Annotated in this window: 21 protein-coding genes and 2 pseudogenes; 10 read left to right on the top strand and 13 right to left on the bottom strand. The window is 69.8% G+C overall.

Translation table 11 applies throughout. From position 1 onward, the window contains the following. Positions 1–162: 162 nt before the first annotated feature. Both ABZX96_RS11880 and ABZX96_RS11885 read right to left on the bottom strand, forming a co-directional pair. Entirely contained in the window at positions 163–3,504 is a 3,342-nt protein-coding gene (locus ABZX96_RS11880; protein WP_355541887.1) for a S8 family serine peptidase, read from the bottom strand. A 207-nt stretch (positions 3,505–3,711) separates the two neighbouring features. Next, a complete protein-coding gene (locus ABZX96_RS11885) occupies positions 3,712–4,272 on the bottom strand; it encodes a flavoprotein (protein WP_355542140.1) in 561 nt (186 codons plus the stop codon). Between the two features lie 198 nt (positions 4,273–4,470). On the opposite strand from ABZX96_RS11885, the gene ABZX96_RS11890 reads away from it, so the two are divergent. The 4 genes from ABZX96_RS11890 to ABZX96_RS11905 all read left to right on the top strand — a co-directional run bounded on the left by ABZX96_RS11890 (position 4,471) and on the right by ABZX96_RS11905 (position 6,266). Further along, positions 4,471–4,887 (top strand): recombinase family protein, encoded by a 417-nt coding sequence (locus ABZX96_RS11890; RefSeq protein WP_355541890.1) that lies wholly within the window; start codon positions 4,471–4,473, stop codon positions 4,885–4,887. A gap of 267 nt (positions 4,888–5,154) precedes the next feature. Beyond that, positions 5,155–5,544, top strand: coding sequence for a hypothetical protein (locus tag ABZX96_RS11895; protein WP_355541893.1), 390 nt, complete (start codon positions 5,155–5,157; stop codon positions 5,542–5,544). Between the two features lie 10 nt (positions 5,545–5,554). Then, positions 5,555–5,779, top strand: a complete 225-nt coding sequence (locus tag ABZX96_RS11900; RefSeq protein ID WP_355541896.1) for a hypothetical protein — start codon at positions 5,555–5,557, stop codon at positions 5,777–5,779. 298 nt (positions 5,780–6,077) lie between these two features. Next, the gene (locus ABZX96_RS11905) at positions 6,078–6,266 is read left to right on the top strand and encodes a hypothetical protein (RefSeq protein WP_355541899.1); all 189 of its coding nucleotides are present in this window, start codon (positions 6,078–6,080) and stop codon (positions 6,264–6,266) included. Positions 6,267–6,499: 233 nt separating this feature from the next. On the opposite strand, the gene ABZX96_RS11910 is transcribed toward ABZX96_RS11905, so the two are convergent. The 3 genes from ABZX96_RS11910 to ABZX96_RS11920 form a co-directional block, all read right to left on the bottom strand. After that, on the bottom strand, positions 6,500–7,036 hold the full coding sequence (locus tag ABZX96_RS11910) for a GNAT family N-acetyltransferase (protein ID WP_355541902.1): 537 nt from the start codon (positions 7,034–7,036) through the stop codon (positions 6,500–6,502). A 118-nt stretch (positions 7,037–7,154) separates the two neighbouring features. Then, positions 7,155–7,718 carry a CYTH domain-containing protein gene (locus ABZX96_RS11915; protein ID WP_355542143.1) on the bottom strand — a complete coding sequence of 188 codons (564 nt, stop codon included), beginning with the start codon at positions 7,716–7,718 and terminating at the stop codon, positions 7,155–7,157. Between the two features lie 14 nt (positions 7,719–7,732). Further along, complete coding sequence (locus ABZX96_RS11920) at positions 7,733–8,575, bottom strand: helix-turn-helix domain-containing protein (protein ID WP_355541905.1); 843 nt, start codon at positions 8,573–8,575, stop codon at positions 7,733–7,735. 516 nt (positions 8,576–9,091) lie between these two features. On the opposite strand from ABZX96_RS11920, the gene ABZX96_RS11925 reads away from it, so the two are divergent. From ABZX96_RS11925 to ABZX96_RS11935, 3 genes are all read left to right on the top strand, one after another. After that, positions 9,092–9,475, top strand: coding sequence for a hypothetical protein (locus ABZX96_RS11925; RefSeq protein ID WP_355541908.1), 384 nt, complete (start codon positions 9,092–9,094; stop codon positions 9,473–9,475). A 549-nt stretch (positions 9,476–10,024) separates the two neighbouring features. Further along, on the top strand, positions 10,025–10,348 hold the full coding sequence (locus ABZX96_RS11930) for a helix-turn-helix domain-containing protein (protein ID WP_355541911.1): 324 nt from the start codon (positions 10,025–10,027) through the stop codon (positions 10,346–10,348). A gap of 632 nt (positions 10,349–10,980) precedes the next feature. Beyond that, positions 10,981–11,436 (top strand): HPP family protein, encoded by a 456-nt coding sequence (locus tag ABZX96_RS11935; protein WP_355541914.1) that lies wholly within the window; start codon positions 10,981–10,983, stop codon positions 11,434–11,436. Positions 11,437–11,446: 10 nt separating this feature from the next. On the opposite strand, the pseudogene ABZX96_RS11940 reads toward ABZX96_RS11935, so the two are convergent. From ABZX96_RS11940 to pepN, 3 genes and pseudogenes are all read right to left on the bottom strand, one after another. Continuing rightward, positions 11,447–12,247: pseudogene (locus tag ABZX96_RS11940) on the bottom strand (hypothetical protein); the annotation flags it as partial. A gap of 678 nt (positions 12,248–12,925) precedes the next feature. Next, a pseudogene (locus ABZX96_RS11945) lies at positions 12,926–13,195 on the bottom strand (hypothetical protein); the annotation flags it as partial. 159 nt (positions 13,196–13,354) lie between these two features. Further along, positions 13,355–15,946: an aminopeptidase N gene (gene pepN / locus ABZX96_RS11950; protein WP_355541917.1), complete on the bottom strand. Its 2,592-nt coding sequence runs from the start codon at positions 15,944–15,946 to the stop codon at positions 13,355–13,357. Between the two features lie 112 nt (positions 15,947–16,058). Between pepN and ABZX96_RS11955 the strand changes: the two genes are divergently transcribed. Next, complete coding sequence (locus ABZX96_RS11955) at positions 16,059–16,718, top strand: DsbA family protein (protein ID WP_355541920.1); 660 nt, start codon at positions 16,059–16,061, stop codon at positions 16,716–16,718. A 250-nt stretch (positions 16,719–16,968) separates the two neighbouring features. Here ABZX96_RS11955 and ABZX96_RS11960 read toward each other — a convergent pair whose 3' ends face one another. Next, positions 16,969–17,181 (bottom strand): hypothetical protein, encoded by a 213-nt coding sequence (locus ABZX96_RS11960; protein ID WP_355541922.1) that lies wholly within the window; start codon positions 17,179–17,181, stop codon positions 16,969–16,971. 137 nt (positions 17,182–17,318) lie between these two features. Here ABZX96_RS11960 and ABZX96_RS11965 point away from each other — a divergent pair, with 137 nt between their 5' ends. Then, positions 17,319–17,963, top strand: coding sequence for a hypothetical protein (locus tag ABZX96_RS11965; RefSeq protein ID WP_355541925.1), 645 nt, complete (start codon positions 17,319–17,321; stop codon positions 17,961–17,963). Between the two features lie 140 nt (positions 17,964–18,103). On the opposite strand, the gene ABZX96_RS11970 is transcribed toward ABZX96_RS11965, so the two are convergent. The 3 genes from ABZX96_RS11970 to ABZX96_RS11980 form a co-directional block, all read right to left on the bottom strand. Continuing rightward, complete coding sequence (locus ABZX96_RS11970) at positions 18,104–18,745, bottom strand: superoxide dismutase (protein ID WP_355541927.1); 642 nt, start codon at positions 18,743–18,745, stop codon at positions 18,104–18,106. Positions 18,746–18,926: 181 nt separating this feature from the next. After that, positions 18,927–20,390 carry an amino acid permease gene (locus tag ABZX96_RS11975; RefSeq protein WP_355541929.1) on the bottom strand — a complete coding sequence of 488 codons (1,464 nt, stop codon included), beginning with the start codon at positions 20,388–20,390 and terminating at the stop codon, positions 18,927–18,929. 425 nt (positions 20,391–20,815) lie between these two features. Beyond that, positions 20,816–22,228 (bottom strand): amino acid permease, encoded by a 1,413-nt coding sequence (locus tag ABZX96_RS11980; protein ID WP_355541931.1) that lies wholly within the window; start codon positions 22,226–22,228, stop codon positions 20,816–20,818. Positions 22,229–22,586: 358 nt separating this feature from the next. Here ABZX96_RS11980 and ABZX96_RS11985 point away from each other — a divergent pair, with 358 nt between their 5' ends. Beyond that, positions 22,587–23,186, top strand: coding sequence for a biotin transporter BioY (locus ABZX96_RS11985; RefSeq protein ID WP_355541933.1), 600 nt, complete (start codon positions 22,587–22,589; stop codon positions 23,184–23,186). 226 nt (positions 23,187–23,412) lie between these two features. Here the strand turns inward: ABZX96_RS11985 and ABZX96_RS11990 are convergent, their stop codons facing one another. Beyond that, complete coding sequence (locus ABZX96_RS11990) at positions 23,413–24,123, bottom strand: hypothetical protein (protein ID WP_355541936.1); 711 nt, start codon at positions 24,121–24,123, stop codon at positions 23,413–23,415. Positions 24,124–24,226 lie beyond the last annotated feature (103 nt).

Raw genomic sequence — 24,226 nt, forward strand, 5'->3', positions numbered from 1 at the left:
CCGCGTAACCGTGGTACGGGCCCCGCCCGCGCGGGAGGAAACCGGCTTCGACGGATCAGGAAGACGAATCAGACAGACGGATCAGACAGCCTGCCCGTCAGGCTCGGGGCGGGGCGAGCCCGTCAGGGACCCATGAGCCCCGGACTCGTCACCCCAGCCCCCTCAGCCCTCCGTCACCTTCCCGATCCGGACGCTGCCGGTGCCGGTGACCGTCCCGGCCGCGTCCACCAGCCGGACCTCGCCGAAGAGCTTGCGGCCCTCGGGCGTCGGGCCGGCGGCCACGACCTCGGCGGTGACCTTGGCGGAGACGCCGGTGCCCAGCTTGACCTGGTGCGCCGGGTCGGTCTTCACCTCGCCCAGCGTGGAGGAGTAGTACACGTCCTGGTAGTCGTAGGCGGTGCTGCCCGCGGGGACGGAGTAGCCGCTGACGACGACGGTGTAGGTGCCGGGCTCCGGCGAGGTCAGCGTGACCGTCTCGTCCGAGCCGCCGGAACCGGAGGAGCCGACGACCTTGCCGTCCTTCAGGACGCTCAGGTCCAGGTCGGCCTTCGGGTCGGCAGTGCCGCCGATGGTGACGTTGAACCGGGAGACGCCCTTGCCGATGACGACCTCGGTCTTCTGCTCCTCACCGTCCTTGATGGTGGGGCGGGTGACGTGGGACGAGCCCAGCTCGCCGCCCTTGAGGGTGCCGTTCACGGCCGCGAACCGGTTGTTCACCAGCCACTCGACGGGGGCCGGGGTCCCGGCCTTCGCCTCGGACAGGGTGGTCACCTCGGGGTCGAAGACGGTGCCCAGGGTGGTCGCGGTGACCGTGTAGCGGTTGTCCAGCAGCGGGGACGTGCGGCGCGCCTCGACCTCGATCTCCCAGACGCCCGGCGCCGGGTTCGCGTACGAGCGGCGGGTCGGGTCGCAGGTGTTGGACGGGTTCGGGTAGTTCGGGTAGCAGTTCGGCGTGCTGGTCGTGTCCATCGGGACGCCCTGGGGGCTGATGGCGATCCAGCGCGTCTGGCTGCCCTCGGCCAGGCCGCTCATGGAGACCTGGAGGGCCTTGGCGCCCTCGGGGACGGTCACGAAGTACGAGGTGGTGGAGTTGCGCTGGACCACGCCGGACTTGGTGACGGTGTGGCGGGGCGCCGCGATCGGGTCGGCGGCCACGACGGTCGCCAGGATCTGCCGGTCCACGCCCTCGGTGCGCGGGTCGTCCAGGTCCACGATGGTGCTGTGGATGCCGGCCGTCCGGGCCTTGGCGGTGATCTTGAAGGTCACCGGCTTGTTCAGCGGCAGGGAGATCCAGCCCTTGCCGGGCAGGTCGAAGCTGCCGTCGTTGTTGCGCAGGTCCAGCTCGTGGCGGACCGGGCGGTCCGGGCCGGTGGTACGGGTAACGGTCACGTCGTACGTACGCGACTCCCGGACCTTCAGCCCGCCCTCGCGGTCGTAGACACCGGTGCCGAAGCCGGGCGTCTTCAGGTAGGCGGACAGCGCGGTCTTCACCGGCGCCTTGACCGTGTACTCGTGCGCGGTGGCACCGTCGCGGATCGACTTCCACGCCTTGCGGATGTCCATCAGGCCCGAGCCCTGCTCGTACGCCTGGAAGCCCTTGATCTTCTTGGCGGTGGAGGTCAGCGCGGTGCGCAGGTCCGCCGGGGTCAGCTCGACGCGCTGCTGGCGGGCGGCCGACAGCAGCAGCGCGGCGGCGCCGGCGGCCTGCGGGGAGGCCATCGACGTGCCCTGGAGCATCCCGTAACCGGGCGGGAGCTGGTAGCCGGCCTCCGCGGTCGGGGCGCCGGGCTCCCAGGTCGGGGTGGTGTTGACGGACGCGCCCGGGGCGCTGATCGTCGGTGTGAACCCGCCGTCCTCACGCGGCCCGCGCGAGGAGAAGGGGAACATCGCGTACTTCTTCTCGACCGCCGAGCCGTAGTTGGCGGCCCAGGTCTCCTTGCTCACGGACGCGCCGACGCTGATGACCTTGTCGGCCAGGGCCGGGTCACCGATGGTGTTGGTGCCGGGGCCGCTGTTGCCCGCCGAGATGACGAGCTGCACGCCGTAGGTGTCGATGAGCCGGGTGTACAGCTCGGAACGCGCGTTGTTGCCGTCGTTGAGGGCCGGCAGGCCACCGATCGACATGTTGACAATGTCTACGCCGCGCTTGGTGACGAGGTCGATCATGCCCTCGGTCAGCGCGATGTTGGTGCAGCCACCGCTCCAGGTGCAGGCCCGCGAGGAGACGATCTTCGCCCCCGGCGCCGCACCGTTCATCTTCCCGCCGAACAGCCCGTTCGCGGCGGTGATGCCCGCCACGTGCGTGCCGTGCTCGGACTCGATCACACCAATATTGACGAAGTCCGCCTTGCCACCGGGCGCACCATTCAGCGGCACGTCCTTCCGGATTTCGATGGTGAACGGAATCCGCTCGGCAATCTCGGTCTTCGGATCATCCGTCCCGAAGTAACCGATATCAAACCGATCCTTGTACGGCTTCATCGGGGTCTCGTCGGTGAAGTCCCCGTCGTCGTCCAGGTCCACGCGGACCGTGCCGGCGGCCGGGTCGTACAGCACGCCCCACGAGTCGGTGGTGTCCCCGTCCCGGTTGAGGTCGCCCTTCATGTCGCCGCCGGTGGTGGCGCTCTCCGCGAACCGGCTGACGAAGTACGAGCCCGCCGGAGCCTTGTAGCTCCGCCCGCCATAGGTGAACTCCGGACCGGTCACGGCGCTGGTCATCGGACGCCAGGTCTGGTCACCGTCGATCACGGGGTCGGTCGCGGTCACCCAGTCGACGATCTTGCGCTCGCCGGTGGTCGTCTTCTGCAGCGCCGGGTGCCCGAGGTCCACACCCGAGTCCAGCACACCGATGGTGATGCCCCGCCCGTCCGCCTTCGGGTGCTCCCGGACGAAGTCCACGGCGCCCGTCTCGAAGGACGGCTGGTAGGGGTTCTTGGCCGGGGTGTTCTTCCCGGGCGCCGGGTAGCTGCCGGCGGTCCGGTGCCCCTTGGCCCCGTCCGCACGCGGCGTCGGGTCCGGAAGCTTGATCTCCTGCCGCAGGTCGATCGCGTGCACCGCGTCCGACTTCTGCAGCTTCGCGATCGCGGCATCCGCCTTCGCGATCGGCACGGTGACGCGAACGTAACCGAGCTTGTCGTCCTTGCGCCCGACCGTGGCACCGTCAATGGCGTCGATGTCGGCGGCCGGCCGCGCGGTCTGCCCGGGCGCGGTGGCGACCATCATCGAGACGGTCTTCGCCCCGTCCGTCTTGGCCTTCTCCAGCAGCGCCGCATCGGTCGAACCGAGCTTGTCCTGCCCGCTCTTGGGCGTCTCGCTCGGCAGGTTCCCACCGTTGGCCGGGCCGTTGCCAGTGCCGTTGCCCGTGCCGGGCGCGTCGGCGGCCATGGCGATCGACGGCCCGGTCGCGGTAGCGGCCACGACGGCCACGGCTATCGCGGTCCGCGCCAACCGTCTGGCACGTCCGGCCCCGCCCGTTCCGGGCGAGGATGGTGCGTCGGGGGTCATATGTCCCTCTCCCATACATACGGAAGGCTCCGGAATCCGGAGCCGTATGACCGCTCAATATGACGTATGGGAGGGGATTTTGGGGAGGGGGTGTGATCTTTTGGTGATGGGTGGGGGTGTCCCTGTCTGCCGGGCGCGGGCGGTTCGCGGGGCCTCAGCCCACTTTGCGACCCACGCCCTGCCGCCGCGCTCGCAAGCGGCGGGACGCTATGCGCCGTCCCGCTCCCTGCGCCCTTCCCCGATCATTCCCGTGACCGTTTCCAGAGCCAGCCGCCACGGATACGACGCCAGGTGCTCGCCCCCGGTACCGGGAGGGTGCGGCTCCCACTCACCCGGCCCATACAGAACCCGCACCCCCACCGCCCGCAGCACCCGCACCGCACGCCTCGTCGCCGGATGCCCGTCCAAAGCCGTCGACCAAAACGGCACCGCCACCACGGGCAGCCCGAGGCCGACCGCTTCCACCAGCAACCCGAGCGCGTAGGTGTCGGCGATGCCGGCGGCGAACTTGTTGGCCGTGTTCATCGTCATCGGCGCCACGATCACCGCGTCCGCGGGCGGATTCCGCTTCGCCTCCCCCGAGCGCCGCCAGTCACAGCGCACCGGCCGCCCGGTCGCCTCCTCGACGGCCCCCATGTCGACGAATCCCCCCTGACATGCGGCGGGAGTACCGATCACGCACACCTCCCAGCCGTCCGCGACCGCCGCCTCCACCAGGCGCGGCACCTCAGCCGCGGGCCCGGCAGCGCAGGCGCTCTTCCTGCGTATGAAAACCGGCTGTGATGCGTGCCCGAACGAGTGCTGGGTTTCCCGGCAGTGCTGCCATATGCGCCTCCGCATGGGGACTATCACTCACCGTAGGGGCCCACGAGAACCCAGGCCGCAAAAATGTCCTCCGCGATGTCCTGAAGAGTGGCCTCCTGCGTTACCTCGTCCTGCCACGCCTTCCTCGGTGTTCTTGGACCCATGGAGATTCCCGCACCACGACGGCCCACACCGCATATGCCGCCGCTCGCCTTCATTTACGACCGCAACGCCACCTTCAATCACCGGCTGCTGGACATGAGACTCGACGGCTGCCGCACCTACGCCGAACGGCAGGGCTGGGACATCGCCGGAACGTGGACCGACCACGGGGACGACGCCCTCGATTCCGACCGGCGTCCCGAGTTCGACCGCCTCCTCCACGCCATGCTCGAAGCATCCCGGAGCCGGACGGTGCTGTGCCTGATCCACAACTGGGATCGATACGCCCACAACGGTCCGTCGCGCACCACCTTCCAGCAGCGCGTCGCCCTGGCCGGTGGTTACACGGCGACCACGTTCGACGAAGCCGACCAAGGCGCGGTCGCCGTGCTGGTCGGCGAGCAGCACCCCCGCTGACCGACAGCTCCCGCCCGCTCCCATCCTCACGGCGGCGGCGCGAGCCAGGCCCGGTCGTCGGGCGGCGGCCGGCCCACCCCAGGAAGATCCACCGCTCCGTCTCTCCTGCCCGAACCAGCGGCTTCAGACGGCATCCCAGCCTCACCGCGGGGCATCCGCCGCCCCCGAACAGGATTCCCCGATCGACTTACGGAGGGCCCATTGCGACTTCTCACCGACACTCAGTTCCTATCCGTCCGGACCACTGTCCGGGACGCCAACCCCGGGATGGACGAGGACACGGCCGGCCGCGTCGTCACCGAAGGGGTCAAGTTCGTCGTGACCTGTGCCCAGGTGGGCCGACAGGTTCCCATGGCGCCGTCCCGCGTGGTGGACGAAGGCTGGCACGCTCTCCTTCTGCACTCGCAGCTGTACGCCGACCTGTGCGGACGCTTCGGCGAGTTCGTCCATCACTATCCGGGATACGACCCGACGCACTATGACCCCGAGATCTTGTCGCACACCCGAGAAATGATCACCAAGGTCGTGGGGGAACCGCCCGACCCAGACCTGTGGGGGCCACCCACTGAAGGGCTGGCGACCACAGTCGGTGCTCAGTGCCAGCACTCGCCGCCAGACTGCGCCATCCGGCCGATGCCCAAGCCTGAGTGGCCCTAGTGTGAGCGGCATGACCGAAAGCGAAGCCCGCCTGGTGCAGAAGTACGCCCGCCTCCAGGGCATCGCCGTGGAGGCGGGCCCGGCGGACACAGCACATCCGGAAGGACCATGGCGCCTCTATGGCCGAGTCGCGGAAACCCGAACGGATGTGACCGCGAGAGTGCTGCGCACGTTGAAGACCGGCCCGGCGGGGCCGCGCCACCCGGTTACGCCTTTCCGCGGATTCGTCATCTGAGGCTGCGCGGCATCAATCGGTGTAGCGCCCGGGGCGGCGGCCTTTCCCACAGGGACCTGCGCGGACGAACAGGCCACCGAGGAGAGATACGGGAGACGGAACAGCGGATTGAGACCGCGCTCGGGGGACGTCCGAGACCGTGCTCCTCAAACCGGAGGGGCTGAGTCGGAAGCTCAGGCAGAGCATTGCTTTGACCTGCGCTTTCCTCTGCATTCACGAGGCGGAACAGGTGAGTGCAGGTTGTCGAACCGGAGACATCTGCTTTGTAAGAGCAGCGCTCAATCGTTCCTGTTCCCGCGTGGACGTCGCTCGCCACGCACAGCTTTTCTCGTCCGAGCGCGGCCCGCTTGGCGCGCACGACGAATGGGTGACCGCCTTTGAGCGGCCAGGAGCCACGCTCGCCGACCTCACCACCCCCTCCAAAGCCCTCGCCGAGGCCGAGCTGACGATGTCCTCGCTGGAGTGGCAGAACAACTTCCTGCGCTGAGGTGCCGGGCGTGCGTAGACCGGCGATGGAGAGCCGCACCCGTGACTTCACGGTCTTGGGCGTTAGGAGTGGGACCGAACCCTTCCGGAAGCTGCTCGAACCTGCCGTGTGCTGTTGTTTCCCCTGATGAGAGCGATGCCGCCGGCGCAGCAATCCTGGCGACGGCGCTCTGCGCAGGACAATCCGCTCACGCGCGTAGTTTGGCTTGGCTCAAGGGTTGTGGTGTCCAGGTATCAGATGGCTCGGATCATCACCGTAAGCACCGGCGAGGCTGCCGACGGCTGGCTCCCCCCGATGTCCTCATACCCCCACGCCTTGTAGAGCGCGTGGACCTTTCCGTCCCCGGCGGCAGGGTTGACCATGAGCGTGACGAACGGCTCGTCACGTGAGGCGAGGAGGGCGTCGTGGATACGGCGAGCGGTGCCGGTCTTCCGCCAGGCCGCGCGGACGCCGATTTCCTTCAGGGCCAAGACGGGGCGCGCGGTGTACTTCTCGGCCGGCGCAGGGTTCGTCCGCTGCCAGTAGCGGTCGCCGTCCTCGATGACGTTGCCGTAGGCGTAGCCGACCGGATGCCCGTCGGCGTACGCGAGTACGGCCGTGAAGCCCGGCTCGGTGCCGTGCCGGTCAAGGCGCTCGCCGAAGGTGGTGACCGCGTAATTCGGCAGGTGAAGCAATGGGGCGCGCACGTCGGCGTACACGTCGAGGAGGTCGCCGCGGGCGGGGCCGAGGGTGATGAACGTGCGCAATTCGGTGGTGGGCGCCGTGGTCATGCCGTGGTCCTCCATGTGGCGGCGTGTAGGGGCCATGCCTGGGCTACGACCTGCTCCCGCTGGCAAATGGTTATGGGCGAGGCAAATTACTCACTCTGCCGCCAAGGGCTTCCATGCATTACGACCTGGTTGCACGTTTGGCTCGGACCGCATCGGTGTATTGCTCGGTCGTCAGGTCTGCCTCACCGATCCCCAGTTCTTCGAGGACGGCCCACACATCGTCAAGCGCATCTTGTAGCTCGTCTTGTTCTGCTTGCGTCTCCAGCTCGATAAAGGTCCCGGTGATCTCCGGCACGCGAACAAGAGTGGCGATCATCGCACGGCCACGCGCTACGAATTCGAAATTACGGCACCGCTTCTCGAAGGAAATCGCCTCAACGTAGCCCAGGCCCTGCAGCAAGGCGCGAATCACGCGAGGGTCGCTCACCTGGGTTTCATGCTCGGGCTTGGCCCCAGACGCCTCGTCTACGCGCGCCGTCTTGTACGTCAACAGAGACCGCGTCTCATTCGGCCCATGTACGGTGCGGACTCGCACCTCGCAGTCCATACTCGCCAACGCACCTTCCGGTGTGTCGAAATAGGTGTCCTGATACACCTCGGAGCGCCCGACGGCCCGCTCCTCAAGGCTTGTCAATACAGCCTCCGGTGCCCGCACCCGCGCCTTCAGCTCAGCTTCGATCACCATTGCCCCCAGTACTACACTGTGCGCTCCCCTTCAACCGTGAGCGCATCGAACATGCGCCGGAAGCCCCGATACAGCGGGCCGTGCGGCGTCTCCATCACCTTGTATGTCGCCGACTCGTGGCCTTCCCACCCAGTGTCGAACGCAGACACGAACAGGGTGGAATCCAACCGGATGATGCGCCATGTCGGTAGTGATCGATACCGGTACACCATCACGTCGCACTCTGCGGTCAGCTCGCGTAAGCGTGCCTCGGTAAGCCTGACGCCACTCGCCAGCGACTCAGCCGATTCTCCGATCTCCGCCGCCCGCTCGGCGAGCGCTGGGGACTCGGGGTCAAGTAGCAACACCCGAGCCTTCAAGCGTGGTCCCTCCCGGCGAATCAGAGCTGTCCGCAAAAGCGAGTCGTTCAATCCGATTAGGCCGAGCCCCCGCACGGCCAGGAGGTCCAGCGTGCTCGCGACAAGGGCTTGCTGCTGAATTTCTTCCGCTGCCGATGCTTGCGTTTGGTAGACGCGCACCACTTCGGGGAAAGCAGCGAGGTCGAATGCCGTCCCTCCAACACGCCTCTCACGACCGGCCGCCAGCCCCACCAAATGACGGGCGTCATCGGGCATGCGCAGGCCGTCGGTGATCCGCTCGTACACGTCCAGGCGCATCACTTGGCGTCGCCCGTTGATGACCTCGTTAACCCGGGCCTGTGTCATGCCGACTGCTGTGGCGATTCGCGCCTGGCTGGCACCGCCGTACTGCTGGACGTAGCGAAAGATCGCACCAACGTCCTGCCTACGCAGCGCCTGCCGCACCTCGGCGCGTTGCCATGCCCACTCGGGCACTTCGACCGGCACCGTTGCCATTTCCACTTTTACTGACCCCGCTTCGTCGCGGGATGGAAAGTCATCCCACCGTGAGATTACCGATCGGGGATCGAATCGTCCGGACTATCAGGAAGACCCTGACCGGGTGAGTGAAACCATCCATTCTCTCGACTGGCTGCCGTCCGGGCACGTTGTGGTCATGTGCGCTGCCGGCCAGTGGTGGGATGCCGTGCGTGTCCCCCGTCGGCTCGGCAAAGCGGCTCTACAGCAACTCGGTGACAACTCGGGAGCGGTCATCGAGGATCCACAGGGAGCGTTGTTGTACTGGCTGATCCCTGTAGGCGCCGCGTCCGATTGGCAGTTCGAACCGATTTCCGGTGTCCGGGTGGAAAGCGTTACCGCGTACATTGCCGTGCCAGGTCCCCGGCGGACAGCAGGGCCGCACTGGCGTGTTCCGCCCACCCGCACACGCGTCTTCACTGATGCGGCGGCACTGCATACTGCGCTTCGGGATGCCGTGAACAGCCATTTCGCCCCGCGAGGAGCAGGATCATCATGATGCGGCCCCTCGCCTTCATCTACGACCGCGATGCGGTCCGCTCCTGCCGTCTCCTCAACATGCGACTCAGCGGCTGCCGCAACTACGCCGAGCGGCAGGGGTGGGACGTCGCGGATGCCTGGATCGACCGAGGGGACGACGCCCTCAGCAACAGCCATCGTCCCCAGTTCGACGGTCTCCTCGACGCGATGCTCGAAGCGTCCCAGGGGCGGACGGTGCTGTGCCTGATCCACAACTGGGACCGGTACACCCACGACCTTCCGTCCCGCGTCGGCTTCCAGCAGCGCGTCGCCCTGGCGGGCGGCTACACGGCGACCACGTTCGACGAGACCGATCAGGGGTCCGTCGTCGAGCTGGTCAGTCGGCAGCAGTCCCGCTGACCCACAGTTCCCGCGCCCGTCCCACCCCCTGGCGGTGGCGCGGGACGGGCCGGCCGTCGTTCGGAGAAGGCGGTCGGCCCACATGCAGAAGGGAAGGGTTGTGAGCGACTACGACGACTACAAGGACAAGGCCAAAGAGAGGGGACATAAGAAGCCAGGCCCGGGCGGTGATCAGAGCCATGGGCAGACGAGCGGCTGTATGGTCGTGGGCCTACTGGCACTCCTGCTGTGGAAGGTGCGTGCGTATGGCCCACGGTCTTCGTGAGCATCGGTGCCCGGAGTGTGGCAGCCCGACGTGCAGCCTCCCGGACCCCGCGACGCTCGGCGTGCCGAACTGGGTCCTTGCCCTCGGCGCGATGGTGGCCGCAACGATCACCGTGATCACGTACACCGTCGTCAGTCGCTGACCGTCAGGCCAGCCTCTCGGCTCCTCGTGCCCGAGCCGGGCGGCTGTGCGGCGGAAGTCGAGCGTGCGCACCAGGCCCAGAAGGTCTGCGAGGCCGCGCATGATCATGCGCGGCACACGTACGAGCGGCGCAAGGAGAACTGATGAATCACAGTACGTGGAAGACGCGCCGGGCCCGGCAGCTTGCGGGTGAGGCGGTGGAGTACGACCAGGAGTACGTCGCCGCGCGGCTGGCCGGCGATCTCGGGCAGGCGGTCTACAGCCGTCGGATTGAGCTCGGCCTGTTCCAGACGGAGCTGGCGGAGCGGGCTGGGATGACTCAGCCGCAGGTCTCCCGGCTGGAGGGTGGCGACACTGTGCCGACTCTCTCGCTGCTGCGGCGCTTGGCCAAGGCGCTGGAGGGCACGCTGGACCTGACCATCGACGAAGGTGGTTCGCATATCACCTTCACTCCGCGCGCCGCCTGAGCCGCTGGCAGGCAAGCTGTCGGCCAGTCGGCCATATATCGCGAAGGGCACCTCCAAGGTTCGTAGGTGCCCTTCTTCTGCGTCCCGGTCCCGGCAGGTTTCGAACCCGCGACACCCGCTTTAGGAGAGCGGTGCTCAGCTGCTCCCATGCCTGCCCGGACACCCTTGATAGGCGCCCTTCCCCCCGCTTGACCGGGACCCGACACCCGATTCGCTCCAACATCTGGAAAAATGTTTCCAGAGGGACGTCAGGGAAGCCGTCCCGCGCCCGTGCGGTACAGCCGGGGGGCCCGTGATGAGTGTGGGCCTCCAGGCATCGTCGGCTTCCGGAGCGTCGTCGGCATGGCGGCCTGCGGACGGCCTGCCGCGTCGGGCGAGACCGCAGACCAACGCAGGGCCGTCCGGCCCGTTCGTCCCTGGAGAAAGAGCTCACCGTGCCGTCCGCCGCCGTGTCCGAGGTGCCCGCTGCCGTTTCCGACGTAGCTGTTGGGCGGTGTGCGCACTGTGGTGGGATGGCGTCCGGGGGTGGGGCCGATCCTGGTGTTTCGGAGGAGAAGGCGGACGCGCCCGAGGCCAGAGCTGGGCGGCGGCTGCGGTCGGGCGCGCCGCCTCGGCCGCGGCACCGTCACACGGTGGCCACGACCGGGATCGCCGTGCTGGCGTTTCTGCTGCTCACGGGTATCGGGGCGTTGATGGACCGGCCGCTGCTGATACCTCCGCTCGCGGCGAGCATGGCCTTGATCGTCAGCGTTCCCGATCTGCCGTTGAGCCAGCCGCGTAGCGTCGTCGGCAGTCACCTGCTGGGTGCGCTTACCGGCTTCGCGGCGGTGGCCGTGGCCGGGCCGGGGGCTTGGGGGGCGGCGGTCGCGAGTGGGGTGACGCTCGGGGTGATGGCGTTGGCTCGTACGCCGCACTCGCCTGCGGCGGCGACCGCGCTGTTCGTCGCCCTTCAGCCGCCGACCGGGCCGGTCCTTCCCGCGTATGCGACCTTCCTGGGGCTGCTCGTGCTGGCCACCTGCCTGGTGGTCGTGCTCGGGTGGGCGGGTAATCGCGTGCTCGGGCGGGCGTACCCGCGTTATTGGTGGTGAGCCGTCCGGCCTAACGCGGCAGGGCGCGTACGTACGGGCCCGGGTCGTTGTCCGCGGAGGCCATCAGGGCCGTACGGATCACCGTCGCCTGCTGGGCCGGGGCTTCGCGCAGGGCCTTGGGGGTGACTTCGATGAGGGTGATGCCTGCCTGGGCGAAGCGTTCGCGGCGGCGGGAGGTTCCCGGGCGGGTGACGTCGGGGGCCGGCTCCGGCGGATCGGTTTCGGGTGCTTCGGGTGGGGTGGCGTCCGACTGCTGCGTCGTCAGTGGGATGCGGATGACGATTTCCAGGGCCACCCCGTGGTCGGGCCAGTAGGCGTCCACGCCGCCCAGTGGTGGGCCGTCCGGGAGCCGTAGGTCCACGTTCCACAGCGGGTCCGGGAGGGCGTGGCCGGCCACCAGCATGTACAGGCGGCCCTCGGCGAGGGCGCGGCCTTCGGCCAGCATGGAGTCCACCGCCGCCGCCACGTACGGGCGGTCGAGCAGGCGGGCCCGGCAGAGTTCGCGGACGGCGGGTTGGGGTTCGCAGTGGCCGCCGCGTACCGCTTCGACCAGCAGGCGGCGCACGGCCACCGCGTCCGTCAGCCGGTCGACGGCGTCGGCGAGGGCTCTGGGGACGGGGGCGACCGGCACGCCGCCGATCAGTTCGGGGCGGGGCAGCACCTGGACGCGCAGGACGCGGGCGCAGCCGGCGGAGCGTACCCGGCAGGTGGCGGGTACAAGTACGTCGATGTGGTCGAGGCAGGCCAGTGGGGGGATGGAGCGGAAGCCGTGGAGGGCCAGTGCTGCGGCTCCGGTGATCACGGCTTCGGGCGCTGGTTCGGTGGGTGAGGGTGTGGCGGGGCCCTCGTTCGGCGCGGCCGGTCGCGCGGGGTCGGTGATGGGTGGCTCTGGCCCCGGACCCGGGGGTTGGAGCTCCGGTGACTGCGCCGCCACGGTGGCGTTTGGCTGTTCCGCGGTGGCGTTTGCCTGTTTCGCGGTGACGTTTGGCTGTTCCGTGGTGCTGCTTGGCTGTTCCGCGGTGACGTCCGGGTGTGGCGGGGGCGCCTCCGGCGTAGCGCCGTCCGTCTGCGTCGGGACTGCCGTTTCGGCCGGCTGTGCCGGAACGGTCACCGGCCCCTGACCGTCCGCCTGGGCCGGGATCGCCGTGTCGTTCTGGGCTCGGACCGTTGTCATGCCTTGACCGTCCGGCTTCTCCAGGAGCGCGCGCTGATCGTCCGCCTGGGCCGGGATCGCCGTGTCGTTCTGTGCCGGGACTGCCGTCGTCACCCCCTGACCGTCCGGCTTCTCCAGGAGCGTGCTCTGACCGTCCGCCTGCGCCAGGACCACCGTGTCGTCCTGTGCCGGGACCACTGTGTCGTTCTTCGCCGGGACCGCAGTCACCCCCTGACCGTCCGGCTCCTCCAAGAGCGCCCTCCGACCGCCCCCCTGCGCCGAAACTGCCGTGTGGCCAGGCTGCCCCGAACCCCCCGCCACCCCCCGCCCACCGACATACGCCAACACCGCGTGCACTCGTTCCTCCCCCGTAGGCGGCGCCGAGTGCAGCAGATACACCCCCGGCAGGAACTGCTGCCAGGGGCCGCCGGGGCGGCAGCGTTCGGTGGCCTCGGTGGGGGAGACGCCGTGTGCGCGCAGTTGTTCGGTGGCGAGGACGCGGAAGCCGGGGCCGGACGGGTGGCGCTGGGGGAGGGGCGGGAGCGAGGTGGAGGGGTGCTCCCCAGAGGTGAAGGGGTGGTCGCCGGAGGGGGAGGTGTGGTTCATGCCCGGGCCTTTTCCCGGGGCCGCCCCGCGCCCTAACCGCTGTGACAGGCTCGTCGACGAATCCGGACGAGCCTGTACTAAAGAACGGATGTTCGGTGGCCGAGGGGCGGGTGGGAGATGGGGGGCGGACCCTCGTCCGCCCCCTCATTTCCCTAACCCCTACGCTCCCGCGTCACACCCCTGCGCCCGCAGCGCCCGCGCCAGGTCGTCGCGGGACTCGGCGACCAGGCGGCGCAGAGCAGGAGCGGCCTGCTCATGGCTCGCCAGCCACTCATCCGTGGCCCGCAGCGTCTCCTCGTTGTCCTGGAGCATCGGGAACAGGCCGCGGACGACGGCCATGCCGATCTCGATGGATCGTTCCTGCCAGAGGCGTTCGATGGCGGCGAAGTAGCGCGGCGCGTACGGGGCCAGGAGTTCGCGCTGGCCGGGCTGGTCGAAGCCGGAGATGGTGGCCTCGACCAGGGCGTTGGACAGGGCGTCGGACTCGACCACGTCGGCCCAGGCGCGGGCCTTGACCTCGGGGGAGGGGCGGGCGGCCAGGCAGCGGACGTGGTGGCGCTTGCCGGAGGCGGTGTCGTCGCGGGCGAGTTCGGCGTCGAGCAAAGCTTCGTCGGCGGCGTCGTGGGCGGCCAGCGGTTCCAGGAGGGTCCAGCGCAGTTCCTGGTCGATGTCCAGGCCGTCGATGCGGGCCGTGCCGTCGAGCAGGCCGCGCAGGAGCTGGAGGTCGGCGGCGGTGGAGGCGACCGAGGCGAAGAAGCGGGCCCAGGAGAGCTGGTGGCCGCTGCCGGGTTCGGCGATCCGCAGTTCGTGCAGGGCGCCCTGGGCCAGTTCGCGGGCGGCCGTCTCGCGGTGGTCGGGCGCCGTGTAGTGGTTCAGGGCCGTGCGGGCCTGGGCGTGCAGGGACTGCAGGACGCCGATGTCGGACTCGCGGCCGGCGAACCGCAGGACGAGGGCGAGGTAGTCGCGGGCCGGCATCAGCCCGTCCCGCGTCAGCCCCCACACCGCGGACCAGCACAGGGCGCGGGCCAGCGGGTCGGTCAGGTCGCCGAGGTGGTCGCGCAGGGTGTCCAGCGAGCGCTGGTCGAAGCGGACCTTGCAGTACGTCAGGTCGTCGTCGTTGACGAGGATGAGGTCGGGGCGCTCGGCGCCGGCCAGCTCGGTGACGACGGTGCGCGGCCCGGAGACGTCCAGCTCGGCGCGGGCGTACCGGACCAGCGAGGAGTCCGCGTCCTGGCGCCGGTACAGGCCGACCGCGACCCGGTGCGGGCGCAGCTCGGGGTGGTCGGGCGCGGCCTCCTGGTGGAGGACGAGTTCGGTGATCCGGTCCTGGGCGTCGTACGTGGCCTGGGGCGTGAGGGCGTTGACGCCCGCGGTCTGGAGCCAGGAGCGCGACCAGGCGGCCAGGTCGCGGCCGGAGGTCTCCTCCAGGACGGACAGCAGGTCGCCGAGCTCGGTGTTGCCGTACGCGTGGCGCTTGAAGTAGCGGCGCGCGCCCTCCATGAAGGCGTCCCGCCCGACGTACGCCACGAGCTGCTTGAGGACGGACGCGCCCTTGGCGTACGTGATGCCGTCGAAGTTGAGCTTGGCGTCCTCCAGGTCACGGATGTCGGCCGTGATCGGGTGGGTGGAGGGGAGCTGGTCGGCGCGGTAGGCCCAGGCCTTGCGGCCGTTGGCGAAGGTGATCCAGCCGTTGGTGAAGCGGGTCGCCTCCACCAGGGACAGGGCGCCCATGTAGTCGGCGAAGGACTCCTTGAGCCACAGGTCGTCCCACCACCGCATGGTGACGAGGTCGCCGAACCACATGTGCGCCATCTCGTGCAGGATGACGTTCGCCCGGCGCTCGTACGAGGCCGTGGTCACCTTGCCGCGGAAGACGAACTCCTCGCGGAAGGTCACGCAGCCCGGGTTCTCCATCGCGCCGATGTTGTACTCGGGGACGAAGGCCTGGTCGTACTTGCCGAACGGGTACGGGTAGTCGAAGTGATCGTGGAAGAAGTCCAGGCCCTGCTTGGTGACGAGGAAGATGTCGTCCGCGTCGAAGTGCTTGGCCAGGCCCTTGCGGCAGAGCGCGCCGAGCGGGACCTCCAGCTCGGTGCCGTCCTCGAAGGTCCGCCGGTAGGTGTCGGAGACGTAGTGGTACGGGCCCGCGACGACGGCGGTGATGTAGGTGGAGATGGGGCGGGTGGGGAGGAAGCGGTGGGTCGTGCCCGGTCCGTCCCCGGCCGGGGCGGTGCTCTCGGTGGCGCCGTTGCTGAGGACCACCCAGCCCTCGGGGGCCGTCACCTCGAAGTGGAACGGGGCCTTGAGGTCGGGCTGCTCGAAGTTGGCGAAGACCCGGCGGGCGTCGGCCGGCTCGTACTGCGTGTAGAGGTAGACCTCGCCGTCCTCGGGGTCCACGAAGCGGTGCAGGCCCTCGCCGGTGCGGCTGTAGGCGCACTGGGCGTCGACGGTCAGGGTGTTCTCGGCGGCCAGGCCGTCCAGGGCGATCCGCGCGCCGTCGAACACGGCGGACGGGTCCAGCTCGCGGCCGTTGAGGGTCACGGCGGTGACGGACGGCGCGACCAGGTCCGCGAAGGTGGCGGCGCCGGGCTCGGCGCAGCGGAAGCGGATGGTGGTGCGCGAGCGGAAGGTGCGGGCGGCCTCGCCGCTCCCGACGGCCGACCGCAGGTCAAGCGCCACGTCGTACCCGTCGACGCGCAGCAGCCCGGCCCGCTCGTGGGCCTCGTCTCGGGTCAGGTTCTCTCCGGGCACGACGCGACTCCCTCGTCCTCGTCTCGTATCTCGAACACTGGGAATCATGGCACGCCCACCCATGGTTGAAGCGGCCGGTAACCGGCCCTCCTGAGGAAAGATCGTGTCTGTGATGTCTCCTGACGCCCCCGCCGCCCCGCAGACCCCCGTCACCCCCGCCGACTTCTGGTTCGACCCGCTGTGCCCGTGGGCGTGGATGACCTCCCGCTGGATGCTGGAGGTCGAGAAGCTGCGTCCCATCAAGGTGCGCTGGCATGTCATGAGCCTGGCGGTCCTCAACGAGAACAAGCTCGACACGCTGCCCGAGGAGTACCAGGAACTCATGAGCGGCCCCGCGTGGGGCCCGGTGCGGGTGTGCGTCGCCGCCGCGCAGCGCCACGGTGAAGAGGTGCTCGGCCGCCTCTACACCGCGCTCGGCACCCGCTTCCACAACCAGGGACTGCCGCAGAACCGCGAGACCGTGGTGGCCGCCCTCGAAGAGGCCGGGCTGCCCGCCGACCTGGCGGACTTCATGGAGTCCGAGGAGTACGACAAGGAGCTGCGCGCCTCGCACGAGGCGGGCATCGGCCTGGTCGGGCAGGAGGTCGGCACGCCCGTCATAGCGGTCCCCGGCCCGGACGGCGAGCGGATCGCCTTCTTCGGCCCGGTCGTCACCCCGGCCCCCAAGGGCGAGCTGGCCGCGCAGCTCTGGGACGGGACCCTGCTCGTCGCGTCCGTCCCGGGCTTCTACGAGATAAAGCGGACGCGGACGCAGGAGCCGATCTTCGACTGAGTCCGGGGTGTGGGGACGGGGACGCGGGAGCCGGGCTTCGGCTGAGGCTGTCGTGTGAGGGCTGGGACGGGGGAGTCGATCTTCGGCTGAGGCTGTCGTGTGAGGACGGGGACGCGGGAGCCGATCCGAGCTTGTCCTGTGCCTGTCCTGTGCCTGTCTTACAGGGACGAGGACGCGTGATCCGTCCTCGACCGAGCCCGGCCGGGGGAGCGGTCCGCCCGACCGGCCCCCCGGCCGCCGCCCGGGGCCGTCAGTCGAAGTCCGGCATCGGGATCGGCGGATCGTAGACCTTCCGGGCGTAGCGGACGTTGCGGCAGTCGGGGACGGTGCAGATCCAGTAGTCCTCGACGTATCTCTTGTGGAAGGTGTGCCGGAGCCATTCCCGTTCCCGCTCGGTCTCCGGCGCGCGGTGCGGCTCGTACGCCCCGCAGGTCGTGCAGTAGTACGGCTTCGTGTTCCCCATGGCGCCACCGTGCCACCCGTGTCCCCATCCGTTAAGACGGGACGGGACCACTCCGCCTCCCGGGCCCGGGAGGCGCCCCCACCCCCGGTCGCCCACTCCGACAGGCGCCCCCGTACGCCCTTGCTTAGGGTCCCGGCATGGGCACTTCCGAGGCCGGGCGGCCGGTGGGACGGGACGGTGGCCGGTCCGCGCCGGGGCTGCCGAGTGGGAACGCGCCCTGCGGGGCGCTGCCCGTCCGGCCGCGGGACCGGGTGGTGCGGGCGGTGTGCCGGGCGCTGCCGCCGCTGTGGGCGGCGTGCGGGTGGCGGCGGGCGGCCGGGATGCTGCGGCACTACCTGCGGGGTGGCGGGGAGCCGTACGAGGTGGACGCCGAGGAGGTGCTGCGGCTGCCGGTGGTGCGGGCGTCCGTGGCGCGGCATCTGCGGCGCTGGCGGGCGGAGGCCGCCGGGCGCGGCGTGGGCACGCACCGCGCGGACAGCGGCTGGCGCGGGGCGCTGATCACCCGGCGGGGGAGCGTGGACTGGTGGCTGGCCCTGCGTGGGGTGCAGTACCGGCTGAGCGGTACCGTCCGGGTGGCGGAGGACGGCCGTATGGAGGTGGCGTACCGCTTCCAGGTGCACAAGAGCTGGAACTTCGACCGGGGACAGTCGGAGTTCGGCGTGCCGTTCGCGCCGTTCGCCCGCCTCCACGAGACCGGGCTGGCCCGGGAGTTCGTGGTCATGGGTACGGCCCCCGCGCGAGTCGACCGCGCGGGGGCCGCACCACTTCCCCCTGCCGCGTGACGGGTGAGAAGACGATCACGAGCAGGGCGCTGTGGGGGGTGGCGTCTCCGGGTGCCGGGACAACCGGCTTACCGGGTTGCCGGGGTTGCCGGCGTTATCGCGGTAAACGGGGGTCACCGCGATAACAGGACTTACCGGTCTTACGGGGCCAGCAGCAGGTTGTTGGCGCGCTCCTTGGCGGCGGCGTAGCGCTTGGCGACGTCCTGCCAGTTGACGACCTTCCACATGGCCTCGATGAAGTCCACCTTCTGGTTCTTGTACTGCAGGTAGAAGGCGTGCTCCCAGGCGTCGAAGACCAGGATGGGCACCGAGCCCTGGCCGACGTTGCCCTGGTGGTCGTAGATCTGCTCGACGATCAGGCGGCCGGTGACGGGCTCGTAGGCGAGGACGCCCCAGCCGGAGCCCTGCGTGGTGGCGGAGGCCTTGCTGAGCTGGGCCTTGAACTTGGCGAAGGAGCCGAAGTTCTCGGCGATGGCGTCCGCGAGCTCGCCCACGCCGTCCTTCTCCAGCGGCTCGCCGCCGCCGTCACCGGTCATGTTGTGCCAGTAGATGCTGTGCAGGATGTGGCCGGAGAGGTGGAACGCGAGGTTCTTCTCCAGGCCGTTGATGGCGCCCCACTGGTCCTTGTCGCGGGCCTCGGCGAGCTGTTCGAGGGTGTCGTTGGCGCCCTTCACGTACGCGGCGTGGTGCTTGTCGTGGTGCAGCTCGATGATCTCGGGGCTGATGACCGGAGCGAGCGCCGCGTAATCGTACGGAAGTTCAGGAAGTGTGTAGGTGGCCATACCGGAACCCTCCAACTGCTTACGGCTTCTTATTGCAACTCAATTGCAGCAGCACGCTATCAGCAACAGTGATCATCGGCAGGACGCAGGGCCGGTCCTGGGACAAAAGAAGGAGGCGGTGCGGGACTCCGGAAGGAGATCCCGCACCGCCTCCGCGCGAACCGGGGCCGGTGCGTCCCTTTTATCCCCGCTCGGCCGGCTCCTGGGCCGCCGGTTCCTCGGTCCGGCCCCGCCCGGCCTTCTGCCGCAGCAGCCCGACGACCGCCAGGACGAGGCTGAACCCGCCGGTGAAGACCAGCTGCACCCGCTGGTCCTGGTCCCGCAGCATCAGCAGCAGCACGCCGACGATCCCGGCCAGCGCCACCCACGTCAGGAACGGGTACGCCCACATCCGCACGACGAGCCGCTCCGGGGCCTCCCGCTCGATCCGGCGGCGCATCCGCAGCTGCGAGACGGCGATGAAGCCCCAGACGACCAGCGTGCCCGCGCCGACGATGTTGAGCAGCCACAGGAAGACGGTGTTCGGCCACCAGTAGCTGAACAGCACCGCCATGAAGCCGAAGGCGGAGCACAGCACCACCGCGCGGCGCGGCACCCCGCCGCTCACCTTGGCGAGGAAGGCCGGGCCCTGACCGCGGGAGGTGAGGGAGAAGGCCATCCGCGAGGCGCCGTAGATGTTGGCGTTCATCGCGGACAGCAGCGCCACCAGGATGACCACGTTCATGATCTGCCCGGCCGCCGGGATCTTCAGGTAGTCCAGCACGGCGACGTACGGGCCGCTCTCGGCGATCGAGGGGGCGCTCCACGGGATGACGGTGACGATGATCGCCATCGAGCCGACGTAGAACAGGGCGATCCGCCACATGGCCGTGCGCACCGCCCGCGCCACGCCCCGGACCGGGTCCTGGGACTCGGCGGCGGCGATCGTCACCGTCTCCAGCCCGCCGTACGCGAACACGGACGCCAGCAGGCCGCTCACCAGGCCCTCCATGCCGTGCGGCAGGAAGCCGCCGTCCCCGGTCAGGTGCGAGACGCCGGGCGCCGAGGTGCCGGGCAGCAGGCCGAGGATCGCCAGCACGCCCAGGACCAGGAAGAGGCCGATCGCGGCGATCTTCAGGGCCGCGAACCAGAACTCGAACTCGCCGAAGTTGCCGACCGCCGCCAGGTTGGCGCCACAGAAGACGATCATGAAGAGCAGGACCCACATCCAGGGCTCACTGCCCGGGAACCAGGTCGTCATGATGCCGGCCGCGCCGATCGCCTCGGCGGCCACCGCCACGCACAGGATCGTGAAGTACATCCAGCCCGCCGTGAACCCGGCCCACGGGCCGATGGAGCGCCCGGCGTGCACGGAGAACGAGCCGGAGGCCGGGTTGGCAGCGGACATCTCGCCCAGCATCCGCATGATCAGCAGCACCAGACCGCCGGAGAGCGCGTACGCGATCACGACGGACGGACCGGCCGCCGCGATGCCCCCGCGCGAGCCGACGAACAGGCCCGCGCCGATCACGCCGCCCAGGGCGATCATCGACAGATGGCGTTGCTTGAGGCCGTTGGAGAGCGACGGTCCGCCGTCCAGGCCGGCGCCCGGGACCTCGTCGGTCCGCTCGTGCGCGGGCACGGCGGACGAAGGTGACCGATTCATGGGGGTACCTGTCCCAGTTGGTGAGAACGGAGCGGAGCGTGGTGTAAAGCGCGCTCAGTTTGTGGGCGCCTGTCCGCTGAGGGCAACAGTCGTGCAGCGAATGTTCGCTATTCAGACGTGATCGTGACCGTGCGTGCTCATTCCGTTAAGGAAGGGGCGAGAAGTGACGCAGCGCACCGCACGATCCGGCCGTTAAAAGATGGCGCGTAAACGGGGCGCGGGGCGGTGGGGCGCGAACGGGGCGTGCGACGCGGCGGTGGGTGGCAGGGCGGGCGCGCCCGGTCGCGAAGGGGGCGTACTCGGTCGCAAAGGAGTCGTACTCCGTCGCGAAAGGGTCGTACTCGATCGCGAACCCGCCGTGACGCGCCTCGAACCCGCTGCGGCCCGCCCCGGACCCGCCGCTCCCCGCCGCCCGTGGTCCCCGTTCAGTCGCGCACCCGCCGTGCGCGCAGCTCCCGGAGCCCCGCCACCGCCAGCACCACACCCGTCGCCACGCCCGACCACAGCACCTGCGGGCGCGACCCCTCGTCCATCAGCATCAGGACGAGGACGGCGCCCATGGCGGCCAGCGCGGCCCACGTCAGATAGGGGAAGCCCCACATCCGCAGGGTCAGCGTCTCCGGAGCCGTGCGCTCGATCCGGCGGCGCAGCCGCAGCTGCGAGACGGCGATCAGGCCCCAGACGAAGAGCAGCACCGCGCCCACCGAATTGAGCAGATAGAGGAAGACGGAATCCGGCCATTTGAGATTGAGCAGGACCGAGACGAAGCCGAAGGCGACCGATGCGAGCACCGCCCGGCGCGGCACCCCGCCGCCCGCGATCTTCAGCAGCGACCGCGGCGCCTCACCGCGCTCGGCCAGCGAGAAGATCATCCGCGAGGACCCGTACAGGTTGGCGTTCAGCGCGGAGAGCAGCGCCACGAACACCACCACGTTCATGATCTGGCCGGCGCCCGGCACCCCGACGCTGTTCAGCACCGCCACGTACGGGCTCTTGCCCGGCTGCTGCGAGGACCACGGCAGCAGCGTGACGATCACCAGCATCGACCCGACGTAGAAGAAGAGGATGCGCCACACGGCGCTGCGCACCGCCCGCGCCACGTTGCGCACCGGGTCGGCCGACTCCGCGGCGGCGATCGTGACGACCTCCAGGCCGCCGAACGAGAACACCACCGCCATCACCCCGGAGATCACCCCGTCCCACCCGCGCGGCAGGAAACCGCCCTGCCCGGTGAGGTTGGTGAAGCCGACCGGATCGGTGTCCGGCAGCACCCCGAAGATCGCGAGCAGGCTCAGCCCCAGGAACAGCACGATCGCGCCGACCTTCAGCGTCGCGAACCAGAACTCGAACTCGCCGAAGTTCTTCACCCCGGTCAGGTTGGCCGCCGTGAAGACGACCATGAACAGCAGCACCCAGCCCCACTGCGGCACCGCCGGCAGCCACCCGTTGGCGATCTGCGCCGCGCCGGTGGCCTCCACCGCCAGCACCACGACCAGCATGAACCAGTACAGCCAGCCCACGCTGAACCCCGCCCAGCGCCCCAGCGCCCGTTCCGCGTGCACCGAGAACGCGCCGGAGGCGGGCATCGCGGAGGACATCTCGCCGAGCATCCGCATGATCAGCATGGCCAGCGCGCCGGCGATCAGATACGAGACGACGATGCCCGGACCGGCCACCGAGATCCCCGCCCCGGACCCCACGAACAGGCCCGCGCCGATCACCCCGCCCAGGCCGAGCATCGTCAGGTGGCGCTGTTTGAGCCCGGCGGACAGCGGTTCTGCCTCGCCGGCGCCGCCGCCGGCAGAGGTCTTCCCGGCGGCGGTCGGTGCGTCGTGCATGGGCTCGTACTCTCGTAAGGGGCCAGGGGTCCTCGCCGAGGGCCGAGGGGCTGTCGTGCTCTCGCGCTCTCGTGCTTCTCGTCAAGGGCCTGGGACGTCGTCCGTCCCCGTATCGCCCTCAGTTTCCCCAAAAGTTCAGCGCTACCACAAAACGGGCCCCCGCCGACCGCACCCGTCGTGACGAGCATCACGTGACCTGCGCAAACGTGGTCGGGGCCGGGTCGCCCGGGCAGGCTCAGCGATGTTCGGAAGTCTCCAAGAGGGCCGGTGGGGCTTTGTCGCCGCCACACGATGATCGCCACGGGCCCGCTGGACTAACGTCGACGCGTCCCTTCCCGTCTCACCCCGCGGAGTCCCGATGAGCACTGCTGCCGCCCCCACCCGCACCGGAGCGGTCCTCGCCGACCTGCTCCCCGCCGCGACGGCCTCCCGCGCCCGCGTCCGCGACGCCGCGCTGGTGCTCGGCGGCGCCGCGCTGACCGGCGTCGCGGCGCAGATCGCGGTGCCGATCCCCGGCTCCCCGGTCCCGGTCACCGGCCAGACCTTCGCCGCCCTTCTGGTGGGCACCGCGCTCGGCGCCCGCCGCGGCTTCCTGTCCATGGCGCTGTACGCGCTGATCGGCGTGGCGGGGCTGCCCTGGTTCGCGGACGGCAAGGCGGGCGCCGGCGGCGCGTCCTTCGGCTACGTCCTGGGCATGCTGCTCGCCGCCACCGTCGTGGGCGCGCTGGCCCGGCGCGGCGGCGACCGGGGCGTGCTGCGCACCGCCGGCACCATGGCGGTCGGCACCGCGGTCACCTACGCGATCGGTGTCCCCTACCTGGCCCTGAGCACCGGCATGTCCCTCGGCCAGGCGGTCGCGGCGGGCCTGGTGCCCTTCCTGATCGGCGACGCGCTCAAGGCGGCGCTGGCGATGGGCGCCCTCCCGACGGCTTGGAAGCTCGCGGGGCGCCGCGGCTGAGCGGCCGGATCGGGTCGATAGCGGATCGGATCGAGATCAGGTCGGTACCGGATCGATCGTGACCGGGTCTCGTGCCACCGGGGGGTGGCGCGGGGCCCGGTTTTTTTCTTACGGGGATGTGGGCAACCCCCAGCGGAACGGGGACGGGAACGGGCTCCGCCCGCGCACGCGCGCCGGGTGGTCGGCCCGGCGCGCGCGGGCGGTGGCGTCCGGAGCGGGCGCGGCCTCAGTGGCGACGGGCCCTCCGGGAGGTCCACCACACCCCCGTGCCACCCGCCGCGACCAGCGCCGCGGCGAGCGCCGCCATCGGCAGCACGTCCGGCGCCCCGGTGCTGGGCAGTTTCTGGGCGGGCGGCTGACTCGACGGCGACCCGGCTCCCGGCGCGCCGGCCGGTACGTTCGCCGTGCCCAGGAGCAGCGGGGTGTCAGGGGCGTCGGGAATCGGCCTGGTGGTACCGAAGTCCACCGGTCCCTGCTGCCACAACAACGTGGTGGTGTTGCCCAGGGTCACCGGCAGGCAGATCTTCCCCTGTTTCTTCAGATCGAATCGCGCGGTGACGTTGTAGGAACGGCTCTTACCGCTGTCCAATTTGTCGATGGCACACACGAACCCGCTGTTCGACCCCTTGGGGAGCCTTCCTTCGGGTATGGGCATGCAGCCATCGACGTTTTTGACCGTCATTCCTTTGTAGCCGACCACCGACATCCGTATGGCATCGGTCGCCTTGTCCCCCTGATTGACGACTTTGGCAGTGAGTGTGGTGGCTCCGGAGTCGGTGTCGACATTGATGGTCTTCGGCAGTTCGGTCGTCACCCGATAACCGGACGGGGCGCTCGGGCCGGGCGATCCGCCCTGGCTGCTGCCCGGTGCGGGCTCGGCGGCCCACGCCACCGACCCCAGCGGCAGCACCAGCGCGGCAGTGCCTGCGGCCACCATGAACGCGTGTTTTCCCCGGTGTTTGACGAACATTCCTGAACCCCCCTATCTGCATCCTCTCCAGAGGTATTTGATGGGTACCACAAGATTCCGCCGGTGCTGT

Source organism: Streptomyces sp. NPDC003077 (genome assembly GCF_040611095.1).
Lineage (GTDB): Bacteria > Actinomycetota > Actinomycetes > Streptomycetales > Streptomycetaceae > Streptomyces.